The organism is Shimia sp., assembly GCF_049116215.1.
Lineage (GTDB): Bacteria > Pseudomonadota > Alphaproteobacteria > Rhodobacterales > Rhodobacteraceae > Shimia.
This window is the reverse complement of record NZ_JAGDZB010000005.1, coordinates 147,196-166,197: the sequence shown is the minus strand read 5'-3', so window position 1 is coordinate 166,197 and position 19,002 is coordinate 147,196. Positions and strand designations below refer to the sequence as shown.

Here is a 19,002-nt window from a genome sequence, read left to right as displayed (position 1 = left end):
TTGTCGGAAAAATTTCCCGCAATCACAGTGAATCCTCTGTCGGCATGCCCCCTAAGTATGTTTGCGCTCACAAACTGGGATACATGTACGGGTCTCAGCGAAGCTGCGAAAGCTGTTGGGCGACCTCCCGCATCAGCTTTTGCCGAATCCTTTTGGGATATTCCTCAAACCCATTTGCGGTCACAACAAACGCCCCGGGTCCTGTGATCACATTTTCCCAATAGTATCCGGTGAGATCATCATCTTCGGTTTCGATGACCAGGCCATTCACCGTCACGCCCATCTGGCCAAGACGTTTTCTGCCAGTTTCAGGGGTGCTTCCCTCATTTGAAGGCCCGTCGCCTGACACGTCCAACACCATCCTGTGACACTTGGGACCGGCCTCAAATTCCACGGCCGCCCGGGTCAATGCATCGCCAATCGCTGTGGAATATCTGCGCCAGCCGCGCTGCGCTGTGTCCACCGCGGCCGCCAAGGCCTCAGCCTCCGCACCATTGCGCACGCGCATCCACGGCACTGACATCACCTGCCGATCCGCCCCGGTCCACTGCATCACTGCCACCGCCGCCTCAGCTTTGATCAACGCCTCAACAACCACGCCATCGCGCAGACCAGCGGAAAGCCCCTGCATTTGAATGTTGTACTCTGTGGCATCCACACTGCCGGACACATCCACCGCCAACAGAAGCGCCAGATCACAGGCGCGCGCCATAGGCACCTGACCACAAAGGAAAACAAAGAGACAAAGACGCACAATCATACAGCCACCTTACCGCAGGTCGCGGAAAAATCCTGTCACGTCCTTGTGTGGCTCACATCTGTGGCGCCATTTCCACCAACGCGTCGGCAAACTCGGTGCACATCACAATCTCAACACGTTGCGGATCATAATAAGCGTTGGCCTCCCCACAGGGGATCACCGAAATCAACAAATCTTCTGGCAGACGGAACTCTTGATTCAGCGCCTCGATCTCGGCCCGCACAACCTCCGCCGTCAGAGAGCCACCATCGCTGTCTAACTCGAAATCGCCCAGCGCAAGCGTCTTCCCGCCTTCGTCATGCACAATCTCATCGAGCACGCCACCCCAACTTTGCGCCGCTTGATCATACTCCTCTGGACAATATTCAGCCCGTTCTTCTGGTAATCCCAAGTCTTGCGCAACATCGTCACGCTCCTCCGGATTGGCCCCATAAAACAAACACACGGTATTGTAGTAGCGCTGCAAATCCGGACCATGCACATCCCAGAAGGCGATCTCAGAATTGGCCTCAGCTTCCCCGAGGAAGCCAAAGGCCGCATCGTAAGCCAACTGCACTGCGCTCTCTTCTTCATAGAAAGCATCGATCAAAAAGATCGACAGCACATCCGCGGCATCCTCTTCTTGCCCAAAAATTGGCAATCCAAGAATGTCGATCAGCGCGTGCCCCAGCTCATGATAAAAAATCCCAAGCAAGTTGCTTTCGACATACGCAATGGTGTCATCGCTGGTGGTGTCAAAGGAGAGCTCGGCCTGTGCGGGACAGGCCAAAGCAAGCGCGGCGGCGGTGCAAAGTGGTCTCAACATGAAACCGATCACATCGGCATCAGCGCCCAGTAGTCAAGATCAAGCAGCACATCCGGCTGGTATTTTCCATCTTCGCCTTTCAGCGCAAACGGCTCCCCACCTTTGGTTGCCACCAAACGCAGACGGATTGCGCCCACACCGGGTGCCGAAGTCTCAGCCTTGTCCAGCACTTCTGACCACGCTTTCACAGTCAGGCCAGAGAACGCCGGGTTGGCATGCGCTCCGCCATTCAGGCCAACAATCATTTGCGCATTGGCCAACCCGTTGAAGCTTAGCGCCCGCGCCAGCGAAATGATGTGCCCGCCATAGATCAAGCGCTGCCCGTCCGGACGGAAGGTGGCGTCAAAGTGTACTTTGGCGGTGTTCTGCCACAAACGTGTCGCCATCATGTGTTCCGCTTCTTCCAGCGTCACACCGTCAACGTGATCAATGGTCTCCCCAACCTCATAATCCCCCCAGCGATGGGCTTCGCCCGCCTGTGCAAAATCATAGCCGGTGAAATTCAGCCCGTCCGGGATCACCAAATCAGCTGGATCAATCACTTTGGACAGCTCCGGTACCACAGTCTCAGGTGCCGGCGCGTCCACGTCACGTTTGCGCACCATGACCCAGCGCACATATTCCATGACAACTTCGTCCCGCTGGTTCATGCCACGTGTGCGCACATAAACCACACCGGTTTTGCCATTGGAGTTCTGTTTCAGACCAATCACTTCGGACGCGCTGCGCAACGTGTCGCCAGCATACACAGGCTTCAGCCAGCGCCCCTCGGCATAGCCGAGGTTTGCAACCGCATTGAGCGACACATCCGGAACCGTTTTGCCAAACACCACATGGAATGCCGCCAGATCATCCAGCGGCGATTGTGGCAGACCAGAGGTGCGCGCAAACTCGTCACTCGAATACAAAGCGTGACGCGCGGGGTAAAGCGCATGATACAACGCCCGCTCCCCTGCCCCCACGGTGCGTGGCACCGCGTGTTCGATCACTTGACCGAGTGTGTAGTCTTCAAAAAACCGGCCCGGATTGGTCTTGGCCATTAGTGTTCTCCCAGTTTGGTCTCCGGGGTGTAAGTGCCCTCCACTTCTTTCACCACAGATTGACCGCAGCGCATCACGCCGGTCTTGTGACAAAAGGTCTGTGTCGGGGAGCCATACAGCTCCCACCCCTTGTTAAGCGCGTCCGTCACCTTGTGACAAAACGCCGATGTGTCTTCTTCAGATAGAAAACGGTAAAGTTTCATGTCTTTAGCCTCCAAAAGGGTTAGGACCGACCAGCCCGTGAATGTACCCGATCACCCCCATAAGGATGATGGAGGCAACAAAAAACATGCCATCTTTGGCAATGCTGCCGCTCTCTGTTGGCGTCCAAGGCCCTTCGGCTTTGTTGATCACCACAATCTCGGCAAGCGCCCAAACCAACAGGCCGCCAAACAGGATCAGCGACGGCATATCTCCGTTGACCCACAGGTGGGCCCCTGCCCATAAAGCAAACCCGATCAACATCGGGTGTCGCATCCCGTTAAACAGTTTGCCTTTGCGCGGAGCCGGGCTCATCAGGAAGATCGCCACCAACACCGCCAGATTGTTGATGTGTTTGGCAAAACTTGGCGCCACCCACAAAACGTCTTCCACTGGCGCGGCCTTATAGCCGATCACCATGAGCACAATCGACGCAACGAGCAAAACGGCCATGAGCCCTCTGCCTTTGTCGCCCATCGACTCGCGCACATCCGGCATGGCCCGCTTAAAAAAATGGGCCCCGGCCCAAAGTAGAACCCCAAGAACCAATAATGTCATCTCGCTCCCTCGCTGGATTATTTGGTTGTGGGGTAAGAGTTAACCTTCCAGCGCGGCGATTGCATCTGCCTTCGCCAAAATTTCACGCGCAGTGACAACATGCAGGTTTTCGACAATCTTCCCGTCCACCACGGCCACGCCCTGCCCGCTGGCTTCACATTCCTCAAACGCGACAATCTGGCGTTTCGCGAGATCAATCTCACCTTCGCTTGGCGCAAAGGCCGCATTGGCCACATCCACCTGCGCCGGATGGATCAGCGTTTTGCCATCAAACCCCATGTCGCGGCCCTGATCACATTCCACCTTTAGCCCATCCGCATCTTTGAAGGCATTATAAACGCCATCAACAACCACAATGCCCTCCGCCTTTGCAGCCAACAGGCAGAGGCCCAGCCCCGCCATCATCGGCAATCGGTCCGGACGGAAACGGGTTTGTAGCTCTTTGGCAAGGTCATTGGTGCCCATGACAAAGCCAGTCAGTTGCGGATGTGCCGCAATCTCTGCTGCATTTAGCATGCCGCGTGGTGTTTCCATCATCGCCCAAACCGGCTTGTCGCCTATCAAGGCGGCCAGCGCGTCAACCTGGGCCGCGCTTTCCACCTTCGGCAGAAGCACCGCATCACAATCCATCACGGCCGCAGCTTTGGCGTCAGCTTCGCCCCACTGGGTGTCGAGCCCGTTGATGCGCACAATGCGCATCCGATTGCCGTACCCTCCTTGGGTCAACGCATCCGTCAGAGTTGTGCGAGCGTTAACCTTCTCATCCGGCGCGACAGCGTCCTCCAGATCAAAAATGATCGCGTCCACCGGCAATCCGCGTGCCTTTTCCAAAGCACGGTCTTTGGAACCGGGGATGTACAAAACCGACCGAAATGGGCGTGCGCGCTGATCCATGACACTCTCTCCGCAATTATGTTGCGCAGAGAGGGGCATTTTTCTCAGAAAACTTCAAGCGCAATTTTGCCGCATCGCAGAAAAAAGAACCCAATCTTTTCAAGGCCTATGAGGCTCTGTTGCTCAAGCCGAAACAATTAGATCGTTACGTTAACCTTTTTTTGGCGAAAACCTGTGCACATTAACCCTATCGCTTCCTGTGGGAGGAACGCAAAGACGGTTCAAAAGGACCGCGATCATAAGAAGAGGCGAGAGCTTTAACATCCATGGCGTGCGAAAGGCGCGCACATGCCTTCTTAATGAGAGGATACCACATGAAACGCACTTTTTTGACCCTGACGGCCGGTCTTGGCCTTTCGATCTGCGCCACCTCAATCGCCCAGGCACAGAACATGCAACATTGCGCCACCCGCGACCTGGTTGTGGAACGTCTGGCGCAGAAGTACGGGGAATCCCGTCAGGCGCTTGGTCTTGGCACACAGGGCTCCATGGTGGAGATTTTTGCTTCCGAAGATTCCGGCAGCTGGACCATCACCGTCACCATGCCAAATGGCTCTACATGTCTGATGGCGACCGGCCAATCGTATGAAAAGCTTGCCGAAGCTCTGCCGGCCAAAGGTGACGACGCCTGATGTCACACGCCCTTAGAAAAGCGCGTTGCAAATCAGCGTCACGCCGGTGATCGACAGGAGCGTATAGGTCAACGCAAAAAAGACCCGCTCCGAAACGGCGTGATGCAACTTCACACCCACCCAGGCCCCTAGCAGAGCGAATGGTGCCAATAGAGCACCCGCGCGCAGGGTCTCGGCGGTAAACACCCCGAGAAACGCATAGGGTACAAATTTTGCGATATTGATCGCCCAGAACACCAAAACCGTGGTGGCCTGAAACGCGGTTTTGTTCATTCCCCGCGACAACAAATACACGGCCGCTGGTGGACCGCCTGCGTGGCTGACAAAGCTGGTAAACCCGGCCACGGCCCCCGCGAGCAATCCGGCCCGTACAGGCATCTTTTTCCGTGCTTGCGCCCGCGGCCACAGTTGCCAAATCACAAAGCCAAGAGACACAGCGCCAATCAACAGTCGAAGCACGTCATCATTGGCCACGCGAAACAGTGCAACACCGCCCGCAACACCTGGCAATCCGCCCAGAATCAGCACCCGCGCCTCGGGCCAGTACCACTTTCCCCAAAACGGCCGCAACGTCGCCAAATCAACCAACATCAACAAGGGTAACATCAGCCCCAACGCCTGCGTCGGCGGCAGGATGAGCGCCAGCACCGCCGCGCTGGCAAAAGCCGCACCAGAGCCAAAACCCGCTTTGGACACACCAGCAAACAACACCGCAATCGGCGCCAGCATCCAGAATGTGAGAGAATCAGTCATCGAAAAACAGGCGCAGCCGTTGCTGCGCCTGCTGAAATTTCCAGCCACTCATGCTGCGAAGCAGCGTAAGTGCGATCACTTCCCGTCAAGAATCTTCTTGCGCTGATCTTTGTATTCTTTGTCTGTCACCAGCCCTTCTGCATAGGCCTTCTCCAAAGAAGCAAGTTGGTCGCCAACGCTCACGGCTTGTACGTTTGTTGTCGCATTGCCACCGCCGCACGCGGACACTGTCATGGCCACCAACGTCAGTGCCATCAGGGTTTTCATGGTTGTTTTCATTTTTTGGTCCTCAAAGAAGCCTGTGATTTATGCCCGCCATCTACTCACAGGATTTGCCGCAAATCAAGCGCACCAAACCCTACAAATTGCGCAAGAAATTTCACACCTTATCCATGTTCACTTCTCCGCCGACTGACGGGGCTCCGGCTTCAAACACTTGCGTCAACGCCAAATACGACTTAAGCCACCCCCCGATAATCAACCGGACCGGAGACTGATCCCATGGCACGACCAAAGATCGCCCTCATCGGCGCAGGTAACATCGGCGGCACGCTCGCCCACCTCGCTGCAATCAAAGAACTTGGTGACGTTGTACTGTTTGACATCGCTGACGGCCTGCCTCAGGGCAAGGCGCTCGATATCGCAGAATCTGGCCCCGTTGAGAAAATCGACGCCGCCATGTCCGGCACCTCCGACTACTCCGCGATTGCCGGCGCAGACGTCTGCATCGTGACCGCAGGTGTGGCGCGTAAGCCAGGTATGAGCCGCGATGACCTGCTGGGCATCAACCTGAAAGTGATGAAATCCGTTGGCGAAGGCATCCGCGACAACGCGCCAGACGCCTTTGTTATTTGCATCACCAACCCGCTGGACGCGATGGTTTGGGCACTGCAGCAATTCTCCGGCCTGCCAACTCACAAAGTGTGCGGCATGGCAGGCGTTCTGGACAGCGCGCGTTTCCGTCACTTCCTCGCCGAAGAATTCAACGTCTCCATGCGTGACGTAACCGCCTTTGTTCTGGGCGGCCACGGCGACACCATGGTGCCTTCCGTGCGTTACTCCACCGTTGCCGGTATTCCTCTGCCAGACCTGATCGACATGGGCTGGACCACGCAGGAAAAACTGGACGCAATGGTTCAGCGTACCCGTGATGGTGGCGCAGAGATTGTGGGCCTGCTGAAAACCGGCTCCGCCTTCTACGCTCCAGCGGCCTCCGCCATCGAAATGGCCGAAGCTTACCTGAAAGACCAGAAGCGCGTTCTGCCTTGTGCCGCTTACTGTGACGGCGATCTGGGCGTGAAAGACATGTATGTTGGCGTGCCAACCGTGATCGGTGCCGGCGGTGTTGAGAAGATTGTGAACATCAAGCTCAACAAAGATGAGCAGGAAATGTTCGACACCTCCGTGAACGCCGTCAAAGGCCTCGTGGACGCCTGCAAAGGCATCGACAGCTCTCTGGCCTAAGCCACGCTTGCAGTGAATTGAAAAAGGCGCCCACTGCGGCGCCTTTTTTGTGTTTAGAACGCGGTGGGCACCCGCCCATCCTGAATGTCTTTGAGCGCTGCATCCACGGCCGTAGGTGACAAGTCCACATATGCATCTGGGAAGATCTTTTTGATTTTTGCAGGCACATCCACCTCAGAGACTATCAACCGCCCCAGCAAGCGCAACGCCAGCGCCTGAAATCCGCTGATCTCTTTTACGTGCCGATAGAGATCATCCAGAAACGGGCCGTTCTGCCGGTTATCCCAAACGTCCTGCGCTTGTCGTATACGCGCGGGATTGTGCGGTTTCAAAACTTTACCGTCCGGCGCCTTTTTGCGCATTTTATCCAGCCAATGCGCCTTGGTCAGCCCATCGAAATGCAAGATCACTTGCTCTGAAAACTCGCGTTGCCCTTTATGAACAGATATGCCCGCTGGCAATTTGGCGCGATGTAATCCAAGAGGCAAACCCGAGGAAACGCGGGTGATTGCTTTCCCGTGCCAATACCCCGCAAGCCCTTTTTGCAAATAACACGCATGTTTGCCGTAGAGCACCGGCAAGGCCCGATGAATACGAGGCGGGAACGGCACACGGAACAGCCCAGCAAAGATATGAGGCTGTACCTGCCCATGCTGATGCACCCTTTCGCTGTTACGCACCACAACCGACAAAATGTCCTCAGGCTGCTCGTGCAGGAAGGCAAACAGGGCATCGGTGTTGGTGACATATTCGTCAGCATCGATATGGGCGATCCACTCTGCATCACTCTGCGCCATTGCCGCATCCGCATTGATGGTTTGGCGGACCCGGAAATCCCACGGCCGCTTGCCTTTGGAACTCGCAGCCCAATAAGCGGCATCACAATTAATGATCTGAATTTTTGGATGATCCCCAGCAATATCTTCCAGCTCCGGGTTCGGCGCATCCAGATGCAACCAAATCTTGTTTACCCCTAAATCGACGTGGTGCGCCAGAAACCCTAAAGTCACCGCAGTCGGCTCAAAGGCCGTCGTCACAATATCCCAACGCAAACAACTACTCCAAATCAAGGCCAATTGGCCGGTTTGCCGCCTCCAAAATGGTTAAGACAGCCTGGCCTGTAAAACAACAATGGGCGCCTGACTGTCAATTGCTTCGTTTCTGTTGCGTTGGCCCGCAAACTGCCTACACTTTCTGCATGTACGCGCATTGCCGCCGCCAATTCTTTTTAACAATCTGATTGAGGCCCCCATGTTCCATCGCCTAATTCTGCCAGTCGTCCTGATATCTTTCGCAACCCTCACGGCCTGCGGAAATCACCAAACAACGTCAGACCGAAGTGTGCGCGCCGGTCCTCAAAGTGAGCCGCCAGTTTCCCCGGGCCCCAACAGCCAGGTCTCGACGCAGGGGTATCCAGCAACCGCAGGATCCTACCCCGTCGCAGCGTGCCCGCAAGGGACAACCCTGATGAGTACACCGAGTGGCGTCACATCGTGCACGCCAACGTAACCCGAGCAGTGCGCCGGTTTGGACTGCACCACCATCAACGCGGCCTGTTTGAACCACATCCGCCCATTTTGAGACAGCTCCACCCCGCACTGTTTGGGGGAGGGGCTGTCTCACCATTGCCGCGCGGGTGAATTGGCCTCATTTGACGCCCAACCCACCACGACAAAGCCAGCGCATCAAAATTGTGCGGGCGCCGAACCGTTGGCGGTAACGCTGCGCCACAGTTCGAGTCGCCCGCCCATCGCCTTATTTCACAGACATTTTAATTAACTTGTGCGACTTTCCGCCGAGTACACTGGATTTGTGATCACACGATTTCAGACTGTGATCACAAATAAGAAAAAATCCACCATTCCTGTCGAATTTGCTTATCGGCTCGACAGGACTGTGCCAGAACTGCTCCAATCGCAGCAAGATGGGACAGTTCCATGAACATCCACGAATATCAGGCGAAAGCCCTGCTTCGCTCCTACGGCGCCCCGGTGTCCGAAGGCCGCGCCGTTCTCAAAGCAGAAGACGCAAAATCCGCCGCTGGCGAACTTGACGGCCCGCTTTGGGTTGTGAAGGCGCAGATCCACGCAGGTGGGCGCGGCAAAGGTTCTTTCAAAGAAGCTGATGCCGGCGAAAAAGGCGGTGTCCGCCTCGCCAAATCGGTCGAAGAAGCCGCCGAAGAAGCCAAAAAGATGCTGGGTCGCACCCTTGTGACCCACCAGACCGGCCCAGCGGGCAAACAGGTCAACCGCATCTACATCGAAGACGGCTCCGACATCGAGCGTGAGCTGTATCTGGCTCTGCTGGTGGATCGTCAGACCTCCCGCGTGTCCTTCGTGTGCTCGACCGAAGGCGGCATGGACATCGAAGAAGTGGCCGAAGCCACCCCTGAGAAAATCCTGTCCTTCTCCGTCGATCCGGCCACCGGCTACCAAGCCTACCACGGCCGTCGCGTTGCTTTCTCCTTGGGCCTGAAAGGCGCACAGGTGAAAGAATGCGTGAAGCTGATGGGCATTCTCTACAAAGCCTTCATGGAAAAAGACATGGAGCAGCTGGAGATCAACCCGCTGATCGTCATGCCAGGCGGTTCCCTGAAAGTGCTGGACGCCAAAGTTGGCTTTGACGGCAACGCCCTCTATCGCCACGCGGACATCGTTGAACTGCGCGATGACACCGAAGAAGACCCAAAAGAGCTTGAGGCGTCCAAATACGACCTCAACTACATCGCTCTGGACGGTGAAATCGGCTGCATGGTGAACGGCGCTGGCCTCGCGATGGCCACCATGGACATCATCAAACTCTACGGTGCAGAACCTGCCAACTTCCTCGACGTAGGCGGCGGCGCAACCAAAGAGAAAGTGACCGAAGCGTTCAAAATCATCACCTCTGATCCTAACGTCAAAGGCATCCTCGTGAACATCTTCGGCGGCATCATGCGCTGTGACGTGATCGCAGAGGGTGTTGTGGCCGCGGTGAAAGAAGTTGGCCTGCAGGTGCCACTGGTTGTGCGCCTTGAGGGCACCAACGTGGAAGCCGGCAAAGAGATCATCAACACCTCCGGTCTTGATGTGATCGCGGCGGACAACCTGTCTGACGGCGCTGAAAAAATCGTCAAAGCGGTGAAAGGATAACACCCATGGCAATTCTCGTAGACGAAAACACAAAGGTAATCTGTCAGGGCTTCACCGGCTCTCAGGGCACCTTCCACTCTGAACAAGCCATCGCATATGGCACCAAAATGGTCGGCGGCGTGACCCCGGGCAAAGGTGGCATGGACCACCTCGGCCTGCCGGTCTTTGACTCTGTGCATGACGCCAAAGCCAAGACCGAAGCCAACGCTTCTGTGATCTATGTGCCTCCTCCCTTCGCAGCGGACTCAATCCTCGAGGCCATCGATGCGGAAATGGAACTGATCATCTGTATCACCGAAGGCATTCCTGTGCTGGACATGATGAAGGTACAGCGCGCGCTGGAAGGCTCTGCCTCCCGCCTGATCGGTCCTAACTGCCCAGGTGTGATCACGCCTGACGCCTGCAAAATCGGCATCATGCCAGGTCACATCCACAAGCGTGGCTCCGTGGGCGTTGTGTCCCGCTCCGGCACCCTGACTTATGAAGCGGTGAAACAGACCGCCGACATCGGTCTGGGCCAGTCCACCGCTGTGGGCATCGGCGGCGACCCGATCAAAGGCACAGAGCACATCGACGTGCTGGACATGTTCCTGTCGGATGATGAGACCCAGTCCATCATCATGATCGGTGAAATCGGTGGTTCCGCGGAAGAAGAAGCCGCAGAGTTCCTCGCCAACGAGCGCAAAAAAGGCCGCTGGAAGCCAACCGCTGGCTTCATCGCTGGCCGCACAGCGCCTCCCGGCCGCCGCATGGGCCACGCCGGTGCGATTGTTGCCGGTGGCAAAGGTGGTGCCGAAGACAAGATCGCCGCGATGCAGGAAGCTGGCATCGTCGTCGCTGACAGCCCAGCCGGCCTCGGCGAAGCTGTGCTCAAAGCGATCGGCTAAATGACTGCCGCCCGGCATATCAATTTTAGGCAGCGCCTGACCCAGGGAGAACGTTTCGCGTACTCCCACGGGGAGGGAACGGTGCTGCCGGTAAATTTTCCGGGCTCATAACTCAAAGGTGAACGCGAAAAATTATGTTTCTGCGCAACCTGCGCTAAGTCTTTTGAAACACTCCCGCGTTCATCTACCCCAAGCCAGCCCTATGTGGGGCCAACATAAATCCGGTCCCATCCTTCACGAGGTGCCATCATGACCGAACAGTCGCCAAACGACATCTTCCACGCCTCCTCCTTTATGCAGGGGCACAATGCGGAATACCTCGAGCAGATGTATGCCCGCTACGCCGCCGACCCCGCTGCGGTTGACGAAGTCTGGCAGGAGTTCTTCCGCCAACTTGGTGACGCGGAATTGGACGTAAAGGCAGAGGCCTCCGGCCCATCTTGGGCGCGTAACGACTGGCCCCCACAGCCAAATGATGACCTGACGTCTTCCCTGACCGGCGAATGGCCCGAGCAGGTTGAAGCTAAGGCCGCTGGCAAAAAGATCAAAGAGAAAGCCGCCGAGAAAGGCGTTGAGGTCTCTGACGAAGCCATCAAACGCGCGGTTCTGGACAGCATCCGCGCCCTGATGATCATCCGCGCCTACCGTATTCGCGGCCACCTGATTGCCGACATCGACCCACTGGGTATGCGCGATCAAACCCCACATCCGGAGCTTGATCCAAAATCTTACGGCTTCTCTGACGCCGATATGGATCGCCCGATTTTCATCGACAAAGTGCTGGGCCTCGACATCGCCACGATGCGCCAGATCATGGACATCGTGAAGCGCACCTACTGCGGCACTTTTGCGCTGCAATACATGCACATCTCCAACCCCGAAGAAGCGAGCTGGCTGAAGGAGCGCATCGAAGGGTACGACAAAGAAATCACCTTCACCCGTGAGGGCCGCAAAGCGATCCTGAACAAGTTGGTCGAAGCTGAAGGCTTTGAGAAGTTCCTGCACGTGAAATACATGGGCACCAAGCGCTTTGGTCTGGATGGCGGTGAAAGCCTGATCCCGGCCATGGAGCAGGTGATCAAACGCGGCGGCAGCTTGGGTGTCGAGGAGATTGTCATCGGCATGCCACACCGTGGCCGCCTGTCCGTATTGGCCAATGTGATGGCCAAGCCCTACCGCGCGATCTTCAACGAATTCCAGGGCGGCAGCTTTAAGCCCGAAGACGTCGACGGCTCTGGTGATGTGAAATACCACCTCGGCGCCAGCTCGGATCGTGAGTTCAACGGCAACGCTGTGCACCTCTCCCTGACCGCCAACCCCTCCCACCTTGAGGCGGTGAACCCGGTAGTCTTGGGTAAAGTGCGCGCCAAGCAAGACCAACGCAACGACGATGCACGCACCTCCGTGATGCCGATCCTGCTGCACGGCGACGCAGCTTTTGCCGGCCAAGGTGTTGTGGCTGAGTGCTTTGCCCTGTCCGGCCTGAAAGGCCACAAAACAGGCGGCACAATGCACATCGTGGTGAACAACCAGATTGGTTTCACCACCGCACCGCACTTCTCCCGCTCCTCTCCATACCCAACCGACAACGCGTTGGTTGTGGAAGCCCCAATCTTCCACGTGAACGGCGACGACCCAGAGGCGGTTGTGCACGCGGCGAAAGTGGCGACAGAGTTCCGTCAGAAGTTCCAAAAAGATGTCGTCATCGACATGTTCTGCTACCGCCGGTTTGGTCACAACGAGGGCGACGAGCCCATGTTCACCAACCCAATGATGTACAAGCGCATCAAAAAGCACAAAACCACACTGACACTCTACACCGAGCGTTTGGTGAAAGACGGCCTTATTCCTGAGGGTGAGATTGAGGACATGAAAGCCTCGTTCCAGGCCCATCTGAACGAAGAGTTTGAGACCGGCAAAGAGTACAAACCCAACAAGGCGGATTGGCTCGACGGCCGTTGGTCCCACCTGGACAAACGCGGCGAAGACTATGAACGCGGCCAAACTTCGATCAAACCAGAAACCATGGCGGAAATCGGCAAGTCTCTGTCCGCCGTGCCAGAAGGCTTCCCGGTTCACAAAACCGTGGGGCGCCTGCTAGACACCCGTGGCAAGATGTTCTCCTCCGGCAAAGGCTTCGACTGGGCCACAGCCGAAGCCATGGCCTTTGGCTCCCTAATGACCGAGGGCTACCCAGTACGCCTGTCTGGTCAGGATGCCACCCGTGGCACCTTCTCCCAGCGTCACTCCGGCATCATCAACCAGGACACCGAAGAGCGTTATTACCCGCTCAACAACATCCGCGCCGGTCAAAGCCAGTACGAAGTCATCGACTCCGCTCTGTCCGAATACGCGGTGCTGGGTTTTGAATACGGCTACTCGCTGGCAGAACCAAACGCGCTGACCCTCTGGGAAGCCCAATTTGGCGACTTCGCCAATGGCGCGCAGATCATGTTTGACCAGTTCATCAGCTCCGGCGAAAGCAAATGGTTGCGAATGTCCGGTCTGACCGTTCTGCTGCCGCACGGCTTTGAAGGCCAGGGTCCAGAGCACTCCTCTGCCCGCCTGGAACGCTTCCTGCAGATGTGTGGGGGCGACAACTGGATTGTGGCCAACTGTACCACCCCGGCCAACTACTTCCACATCCTGCGCCGTCAGCTGCACCGCACCTTCCGCAAGCCGCTGATCCTGATGACGCCAAAGTCCCTGCTGCGCCACAAGCTGGCCATTTCTGAAGCAGAAGACTTCACCGATGGCTCTTCGTTCCACCGCGTGCTGTGGGATGACGCCCAAAAAGGCAACTCCGACACCACGCTGGCCAAAGACAAAGACGTCAAACGCGTCGTCATGTGCTCGGGCAAGGTCTACTACGACCTGCTCGAAGAACGCGACGCCCGTGGCATCGACGATGTCTACCTGATGCGGATCGAACAGTATTATCCGTTCCCGGCCCACTCGCTGATCAAGGAGCTTGAGCGCTTCAAAGATGCGGAAATGGTCTGGTGTCAGGAAGAGCCTAAAAACCAAGGTGCCTGGTCGTTCATCGAGCCCAACATCGAATGGGCGCTCACACGCATCAAAGCAAAACACTCCCGTCCGGTATACGCAGGCCGCCCGGCCTCCGCCTCCCCTGCCACCGGACTGGCAAGCCAACACAAAGCCCAACAAGCAGCGCTGGTGGATGCCGCGCTCTCCATGGAAGGAAATTGATCCATGACCGAAGTTCGAGTCCCTACCCTTGGCGAATCCGTCACCGAAGCCACCGTTGCCACCTGGTTCAAAAAGCCGGGTGATGCGGTTGCCGTGGACGAAATGCTCTGCGAGCTGGAAACCGACAAAGTGACCGTTGAAGTGCCAGCCCCGGCTGCCGGTGTTCTGGGGGAGATCGTGGCCGCCGAAGGCGACACCGTGGGTGTTGACGCCCTGCTGGCCATGATCACCGCTGGCGAAGGTGCCGCACCGGCTCCAGTCGCTGCCGCAGCGCCTGCCGCCGCAGCCCCTGCATCCGGTGGTGGCGACGCGGTTGACGTGATGGTCCCAACCCTGGGTGAATCCGTAACCGAAGCCACCGTCTCCACATGGTTCAAAGCTGTGGGTGACACCGTTGCGCAGGACGAAATGCTCTGTGAGCTGGAAACAGATAAAGTTTCCGTCGAAGTGCCTGCCCCAGCCGCTGGTGTTCTGACTGAGATCATCGCAGCCGAAGGCGCAACCGTAGACGCGTCCGCAAAGCTGGCCGTGATTGGTGGCGCTTCTGCCTCCGCAGCCGCCGCGCCTGCTGCTGCCCCGACTGCCGCTGCCGCACCCGCCGGTTCCGCTGATGTGGAAAACGCCCCCTCCGCCAACAAACTGATGGCGGAAAAAGGCATCGACGCAGCCTCTGTCACCGGCACAGGCCGCGATGGCCGCATCATGAAAGAAGACGTGATGAAAGCCGCCCTGGCCCCCGCAGCCGCACCGGCACCAGCCCCGGCCGCAGCCCCACGCGCACCGGTATCCGCTGACGATGCCTCTCGCGAAGAGCGCGTGAAAATGACCCGTCTGCGTCAGACCATCGCCAAGCGTCTGAAAGAAAGCCAGAACACCGCCGCCATGCTGACCACCTACAACGAGGTCGACATGGGCGCGGTGATGGATCTGCGCAAAGAGTACAAAGATGCCTTTGAGAAAAAGCACGGCGTGCGTCTGGGCTTCATGTCTTTCTTCACCAAAGCTTGCTGCCACGCGTTGAAAGAAGTGCCAGAGGTGAACGCAGAGATCGACGGCACCGACATCGTGTACAAAAACTTCGTGCACATGGGTGTGGCCGCTGGCACGCCAACCGGTCTGGTTGTGCCTGTGATCCGCGACGCTGACAGCATGTCCTTTGCCGAGATCGAAAAAGCCATCTCCGAAAAAGGCAAACGTGCCCGTGACGGCAAGCTTTCCATGGCGGAAATGCAGGGCGGCACCTTCACGCTGTCCAACGGCGGTGTCTACGGCTCCCTGATGTCCTCGCCGATCCTGAACCCACCGCAGTCCGGTATCCTCGGCATGCACAAAATTCAGGACCGCCCAATGGCGATCAACGGTCAGGTTGTGATCCGTCCGATGATGTATCTGGCCCTGTCCTACGATCACCGCATCGTGGACGGCAAAGGCGCTGTGACCTTCCTCGTGCGCGTGAAAGAAGCGCTGGAAGACCCACGCCGCCTGCTGATGGATCTGTAACTAGGACACTAGAATAAAAGCTATGACCGGCGATCCAGCAACCAATCCACCTGCCCCGACCACAAGTGTCGGCTGGATTGTTGTCGGATTGTCGGTTTTGCCACTTTTGATCGCGACAACCGCTCACCAGACTGAAATTCAAGGCAGCTTTGTGCAGTTTTTTGCGTTGTTTTTTTGGCTTACGCCACTGGTGGCGGGGTTCGTTTTGGTGGAAAAGCAATCCAAGGATCCACTTCATCAACCCGGTGTATTTGGCTTCGCCGCCTTGGCTTTGATTTTGTTCAACGTGTCAGGACCAGTAGCCGCATGGGGTTTTGGTGTGCCAGATGGCAAGAAATTCCTATTCGATACCATTGTGGCTAGGGCTTCGGAACTGAAAACAATTATTTCGTTTGCCCTCCCATTTTTTTTGTTCGTCCTTGGAGTCCGTCTCGTCGGTCCCAAAAGCGACCGATGAAAAAAAATGTCAAAGTGTTTGCCTCACCGACATTGAGGCTTGGAGAGGACATGCCCCAGTGTCACGTCGTCATAACAGGATCTCTGATCTAATGGCCGGTCTTCCTCACAGAGGGCAGCGCCTGACCCAGGGTGGGCGAGAAGCGCCCTCCCGTGGGGAGGGTCGGGCGCTGCCCGTGCCACATGTGGCACAGGCGAAGGGCGCTTCCCCAACTCCGCAAATCCCCACCTCCGCGATACAGACGCAATACCGACGCTATGCAGACGTGCAAAAATCGCCCAAACTGCCCCTATTGGAGAGACGCGCATTTCCCCTGCCCGCCGCTGGCCCCGCGCCGCCCGAGATGCAGGACATAGGAGGATAGACCATGCCCACCCATGTGCTCTGGCAAGCTGATGTTGCCGATTTCGACGCCTGGCTCACCGTCTTCCGACAGGACGCCGCCAACCGCAAAGCCGCCGGGATTGTCGACCTCAACGTCTGGTCCGATCCCGACCGCAAAAACCACGCTATTGCCCTCTTTGCCATCATTGACAAAGACCAGGCCCGCGCCTTTTTTGAGAGCGAGGAACTGGCCATGCATATGGAGCGCGACGGCATCACCAACGTCACCGTTAAACTGTTGAAACCCGAATAAAGACCAACCATATCAATCTCTTGTAGTGAGATTTTTCTACAACACGGGGCACAACGCCCCTGCAATAGACCAAGGAAACACACCTATGGCTCAATATGACGTCATCATCATCGGCGCAGGCCCTGGCGGCTACGTCTCTGCAATCCGCTGCGCACAGCTCGGCCTGAAAACCGCCATCGTGGAAGGCCGCGAAACGCTGGGCGGCACCTGCCTGAACGTGGGCTGTATCCCGTCCAAGGCGCTGCTGCACGCGACCCACATGCTGCATGAGGCAGAGCACAACTTTGCCGACATGGGCCTGAAGGGCAAAAGCCCGTCTGTTGATTGGACGCAGATGAAGGCGTACAAGACTGATGTTGTTGGACAAAACACCGGCGGCATCGAGTTCCTGATGAAGAAGAACAAGATCGACTGGCTCAAAGGTTGGGCCTCAATTCCAGCTGCCGGTCAGGTCAAAGTGGGCGACGATGTGCACGAAGCCAAGAACATCGTGATCGCGTCGGGCTCCGTGCCGTCCTCCCTGCCAGGTGTTGAAGTCGACAACGACAAAGGCATCGTGGTCGACAGCACCGGCGCGCTTGACCTGCCAAAAGTTCCTAAGAAAATGACTGTGATCGGCGCGGGCGTGATTGGTCTGGAACTCGGGTCTGTCTATGCCCGTCTCGGCGCTGAGGTGACCGTGGTAGAATACATGGACGCCGTCTGCCCTGGCATGGACGCGGATGTGCAACGTACTTTCAAGCGTATCCTTGAAAAACAAGGCCTTAAGTTCATCATGGGCGCGGCTGTGCAGGGCGTGGACGCCACCAAAACCAAAGCCAAAGTGCGCTATCAGCCTAAGAAAGGCGGCGACGAAGAGGTTGTGGACGCGGATGTGGTGCTGGTTGCCACCGGCCGTAAGCCCTTCGCCGAAGGCCTGGGTCTGGATGCTCTTGGCGTAAAAATGACCGAACGCGGCCAGATCGCCGTGGACGGCAAATGGGCCACCAACGTGCCGGGCATCTATGCCATCGGCGACGTGATCGAAGGCCCAATGCTGGCCCACAAAGCCGAAGACGAAGGCATGGCCGTTGCCGAGGTTCTGGCTGGCAAGCACGGCCACGTGAACTACGGCGTAATCCCGGGTGTGGTCTACACCACCCCAGAGGTTGCCACCGTCGGCGCCACTGAGGCTGCGCTGAAAGCAGAAGGCCGCAAGATCAAGGTTGGTAAGTTCATGTTCATGGGCAACGCCCGCGCCAAAGCGGTGCATCAGGGCGAAGGCTTTGTGAAAATCATCGTCGACAAGGAAACTGACCGCGTCCTCGGCGCCGCCATCATCGGCCCGGCAGCGGGCGACATGATCCATGAGCTCTGCGTGGCCATGGAGTTTGGCGCCTCAGCTCAGGACATCGCCCTGACCTGCCACGCGCACCCAACCTACTCCGAAGCGGTTCGCGAAGCCGCACTGGCCTGCGGCGACGGCGCAATCCACAGCTAAGCTGTTTACAAAGAACAAAAAAGGGCGCCTCTTGGGGCGCCCTTAAGTTATGGAGGGCGCCACATTGGTGGATCGTGAGAAGCTTTTGGGCATCGTCTTGGGCGGGTTCGTGGCTGGACTCTTAACTTCGGCAGTAGCGCTGACACCCAATTCGAGGGCTGTGCAGATTGCCGAGTTCTTTGAAGACATCTGCATTCCAAATCACTACGGGCAACTAAACGAGTCGCCAGCAGCTTGGGGTTTTGAAACAGTAAAAGACACGGATGGCTCCCCCCTGTGGGTGCATCCCAAAACAGCCACTTTTCTCAAATTCGAACCGCGTAAATGTGGGCAAGAAACCCTCGCCCCTTACGCGCTCAGCGAAATCCAGGCACGCGAGTTACTGCGCCTATTAGAAGCGATCGTAAAACGACGGTTCCCGGAACTTTCGCACGATCCAAATGCTCAGATGGGATCTGTGCACAAGGGGTGGGCGAAGGGTCCTCCTGCGCATCCAAGCCGCTGGGGAGTCTTCTTTTTCGCCTATCCAGATTGGCTAGAAAGCGCCGGTAGCACTTTGTTTATCGTCGCACCAAAAGGTGAAGCTCTGTGAT

At 57.2% G+C, this 19,002-nt stretch carries 19 protein-coding genes; 10 read left to right on the top strand and 9 right to left on the bottom strand.

Translation table 11 applies throughout. The annotated features are described in order from the left end of the window. Positions 1-94 precede the first annotated feature (94 nt). The 6 genes from JXR15_RS15550 to JXR15_RS15525 are packed head-to-tail and all read right to left on the bottom strand — an operon-like array spanning position 95 to position 4,258. Positions 95-760, bottom strand: coding sequence for a DUF1194 domain-containing protein (locus JXR15_RS15550; RefSeq protein ID WP_422054118.1), 666 nt, complete (start codon positions 758-760; stop codon positions 95-97). Between the two features lie 52 nt (positions 761-812). Beyond that, the gene (locus JXR15_RS15545; RefSeq protein WP_422054117.1) at positions 813-1,565 is read right to left on the bottom strand and encodes a DUF4344 domain-containing metallopeptidase; all 753 of its coding nucleotides are present in this window, start codon (positions 1,563-1,565) and stop codon (positions 813-815) included. Between the two features lie 8 nt (positions 1,566-1,573). Then, complete coding sequence (locus tag JXR15_RS15540) at positions 1,574-2,605, bottom strand: MaoC family dehydratase (RefSeq protein WP_422054116.1); 1,032 nt, start codon at positions 2,603-2,605, stop codon at positions 1,574-1,576. Then, a complete protein-coding gene (locus tag JXR15_RS15535; protein WP_132858657.1) occupies positions 2,605-2,808 on the bottom strand; it encodes a DUF1737 domain-containing protein in 204 nt (67 codons plus the stop codon). The genes JXR15_RS15540 and JXR15_RS15535 overlap by 1 nt, the downstream gene beginning before the upstream one ends. A 4-nt stretch (positions 2,809-2,812) precedes the next feature. Then, on the bottom strand, positions 2,813-3,364 hold the full coding sequence (locus JXR15_RS15530) for an NnrU family protein (RefSeq protein ID WP_422054115.1): 552 nt from the start codon (positions 3,362-3,364) through the stop codon (positions 2,813-2,815). Positions 3,365-3,403: 39 nt separating this feature from the next. Then, positions 3,404-4,258 carry an HpcH/HpaI aldolase/citrate lyase family protein gene (locus JXR15_RS15525; protein ID WP_422054114.1) on the bottom strand — a complete coding sequence of 285 codons (855 nt, stop codon included), beginning with the start codon at positions 4,256-4,258 and terminating at the stop codon, positions 3,404-3,406. A 314-nt stretch (positions 4,259-4,572) separates the two neighbouring features. Here JXR15_RS15525 and JXR15_RS15520 point away from each other — a divergent pair, with 314 nt between their 5' ends. Further along, a complete protein-coding gene (locus JXR15_RS15520) occupies positions 4,573-4,890 on the top strand; it encodes a hypothetical protein (RefSeq protein WP_283427043.1) in 318 nt (105 codons plus the stop codon). A gap of 12 nt (positions 4,891-4,902) precedes the next feature. On the opposite strand, the gene JXR15_RS15515 is transcribed toward JXR15_RS15520, so the two are convergent. Both JXR15_RS15515 and JXR15_RS15510 read right to left on the bottom strand, forming a co-directional pair. Beyond that, entirely contained in the window at positions 4,903-5,643 is a 741-nt protein-coding gene (locus JXR15_RS15515) for a sulfite exporter TauE/SafE family protein (RefSeq protein ID WP_422054113.1), read from the bottom strand. Between the two features lie 75 nt (positions 5,644-5,718). After that, entirely contained in the window at positions 5,719-5,922 is a 204-nt protein-coding gene (locus JXR15_RS15510; RefSeq protein ID WP_422054112.1) for an SHOCT domain-containing protein, read from the bottom strand. A gap of 222 nt (positions 5,923-6,144) precedes the next feature. Here JXR15_RS15510 and mdh point away from each other — a divergent pair, with 222 nt between their 5' ends. Then, entirely contained in the window at positions 6,145-7,107 is a 963-nt protein-coding gene (gene mdh / locus JXR15_RS15505; RefSeq protein WP_422054111.1) for a malate dehydrogenase, read from the top strand. A 53-nt stretch (positions 7,108-7,160) separates the two neighbouring features. Here mdh and JXR15_RS15500 read toward each other — a convergent pair whose 3' ends face one another. Next, the gene (locus JXR15_RS15500) at positions 7,161-8,159 is read right to left on the bottom strand and encodes a glycosyltransferase family 2 protein (RefSeq protein WP_422054110.1); all 999 of its coding nucleotides are present in this window, start codon (positions 8,157-8,159) and stop codon (positions 7,161-7,163) included. 885 nt (positions 8,160-9,044) lie between these two features. On the opposite strand from JXR15_RS15500, the gene sucC reads away from it, so the two are divergent. From sucC to JXR15_RS15460, 8 genes are all read left to right on the top strand, one after another. Then, complete coding sequence (sucC, locus tag JXR15_RS15495) at positions 9,045-10,238, top strand: ADP-forming succinate--CoA ligase subunit beta (protein ID WP_422054109.1); 1,194 nt, start codon at positions 9,045-9,047, stop codon at positions 10,236-10,238. Positions 10,239-10,243: 5 nt separating this feature from the next. Then, positions 10,244-11,125, top strand: a complete 882-nt coding sequence (gene sucD / locus JXR15_RS15490; RefSeq protein WP_422054108.1) for a succinate--CoA ligase subunit alpha — start codon at positions 10,244-10,246, stop codon at positions 11,123-11,125. A 249-nt stretch (positions 11,126-11,374) separates the two neighbouring features. Beyond that, on the top strand, positions 11,375-14,335 hold the full coding sequence (locus JXR15_RS15485) for a 2-oxoglutarate dehydrogenase E1 component (RefSeq protein ID WP_422054107.1): 2,961 nt from the start codon (positions 11,375-11,377) through the stop codon (positions 14,333-14,335). Positions 14,336-14,338: 3 nt separating this feature from the next. Further along, complete coding sequence (gene odhB / locus JXR15_RS15480) at positions 14,339-15,835, top strand: 2-oxoglutarate dehydrogenase complex dihydrolipoyllysine-residue succinyltransferase (protein WP_422054106.1); 1,497 nt, start codon at positions 14,339-14,341, stop codon at positions 15,833-15,835. A 22-nt stretch (positions 15,836-15,857) separates the two neighbouring features. Next, positions 15,858-16,292, top strand: a complete 435-nt coding sequence (locus tag JXR15_RS15475; RefSeq protein WP_422054105.1) for a hypothetical protein — start codon at positions 15,858-15,860, stop codon at positions 16,290-16,292. A 367-nt stretch (positions 16,293-16,659) separates the two neighbouring features. After that, complete coding sequence (locus JXR15_RS15470; RefSeq protein WP_422054104.1) at positions 16,660-16,929, top strand: hypothetical protein; 270 nt, start codon at positions 16,660-16,662, stop codon at positions 16,927-16,929. An 85-nt stretch (positions 16,930-17,014) separates the two neighbouring features. After that, positions 17,015-18,409, top strand: coding sequence for a dihydrolipoyl dehydrogenase (gene lpdA, locus JXR15_RS15465; protein ID WP_422054103.1), 1,395 nt, complete (start codon positions 17,015-17,017; stop codon positions 18,407-18,409). A gap of 64 nt (positions 18,410-18,473) precedes the next feature. After that, positions 18,474-19,001, top strand: coding sequence for a hypothetical protein (locus JXR15_RS15460; protein WP_422054102.1), 528 nt, complete (start codon positions 18,474-18,476; stop codon positions 18,999-19,001). Position 19,002: the final 1 nt, after the last annotated feature.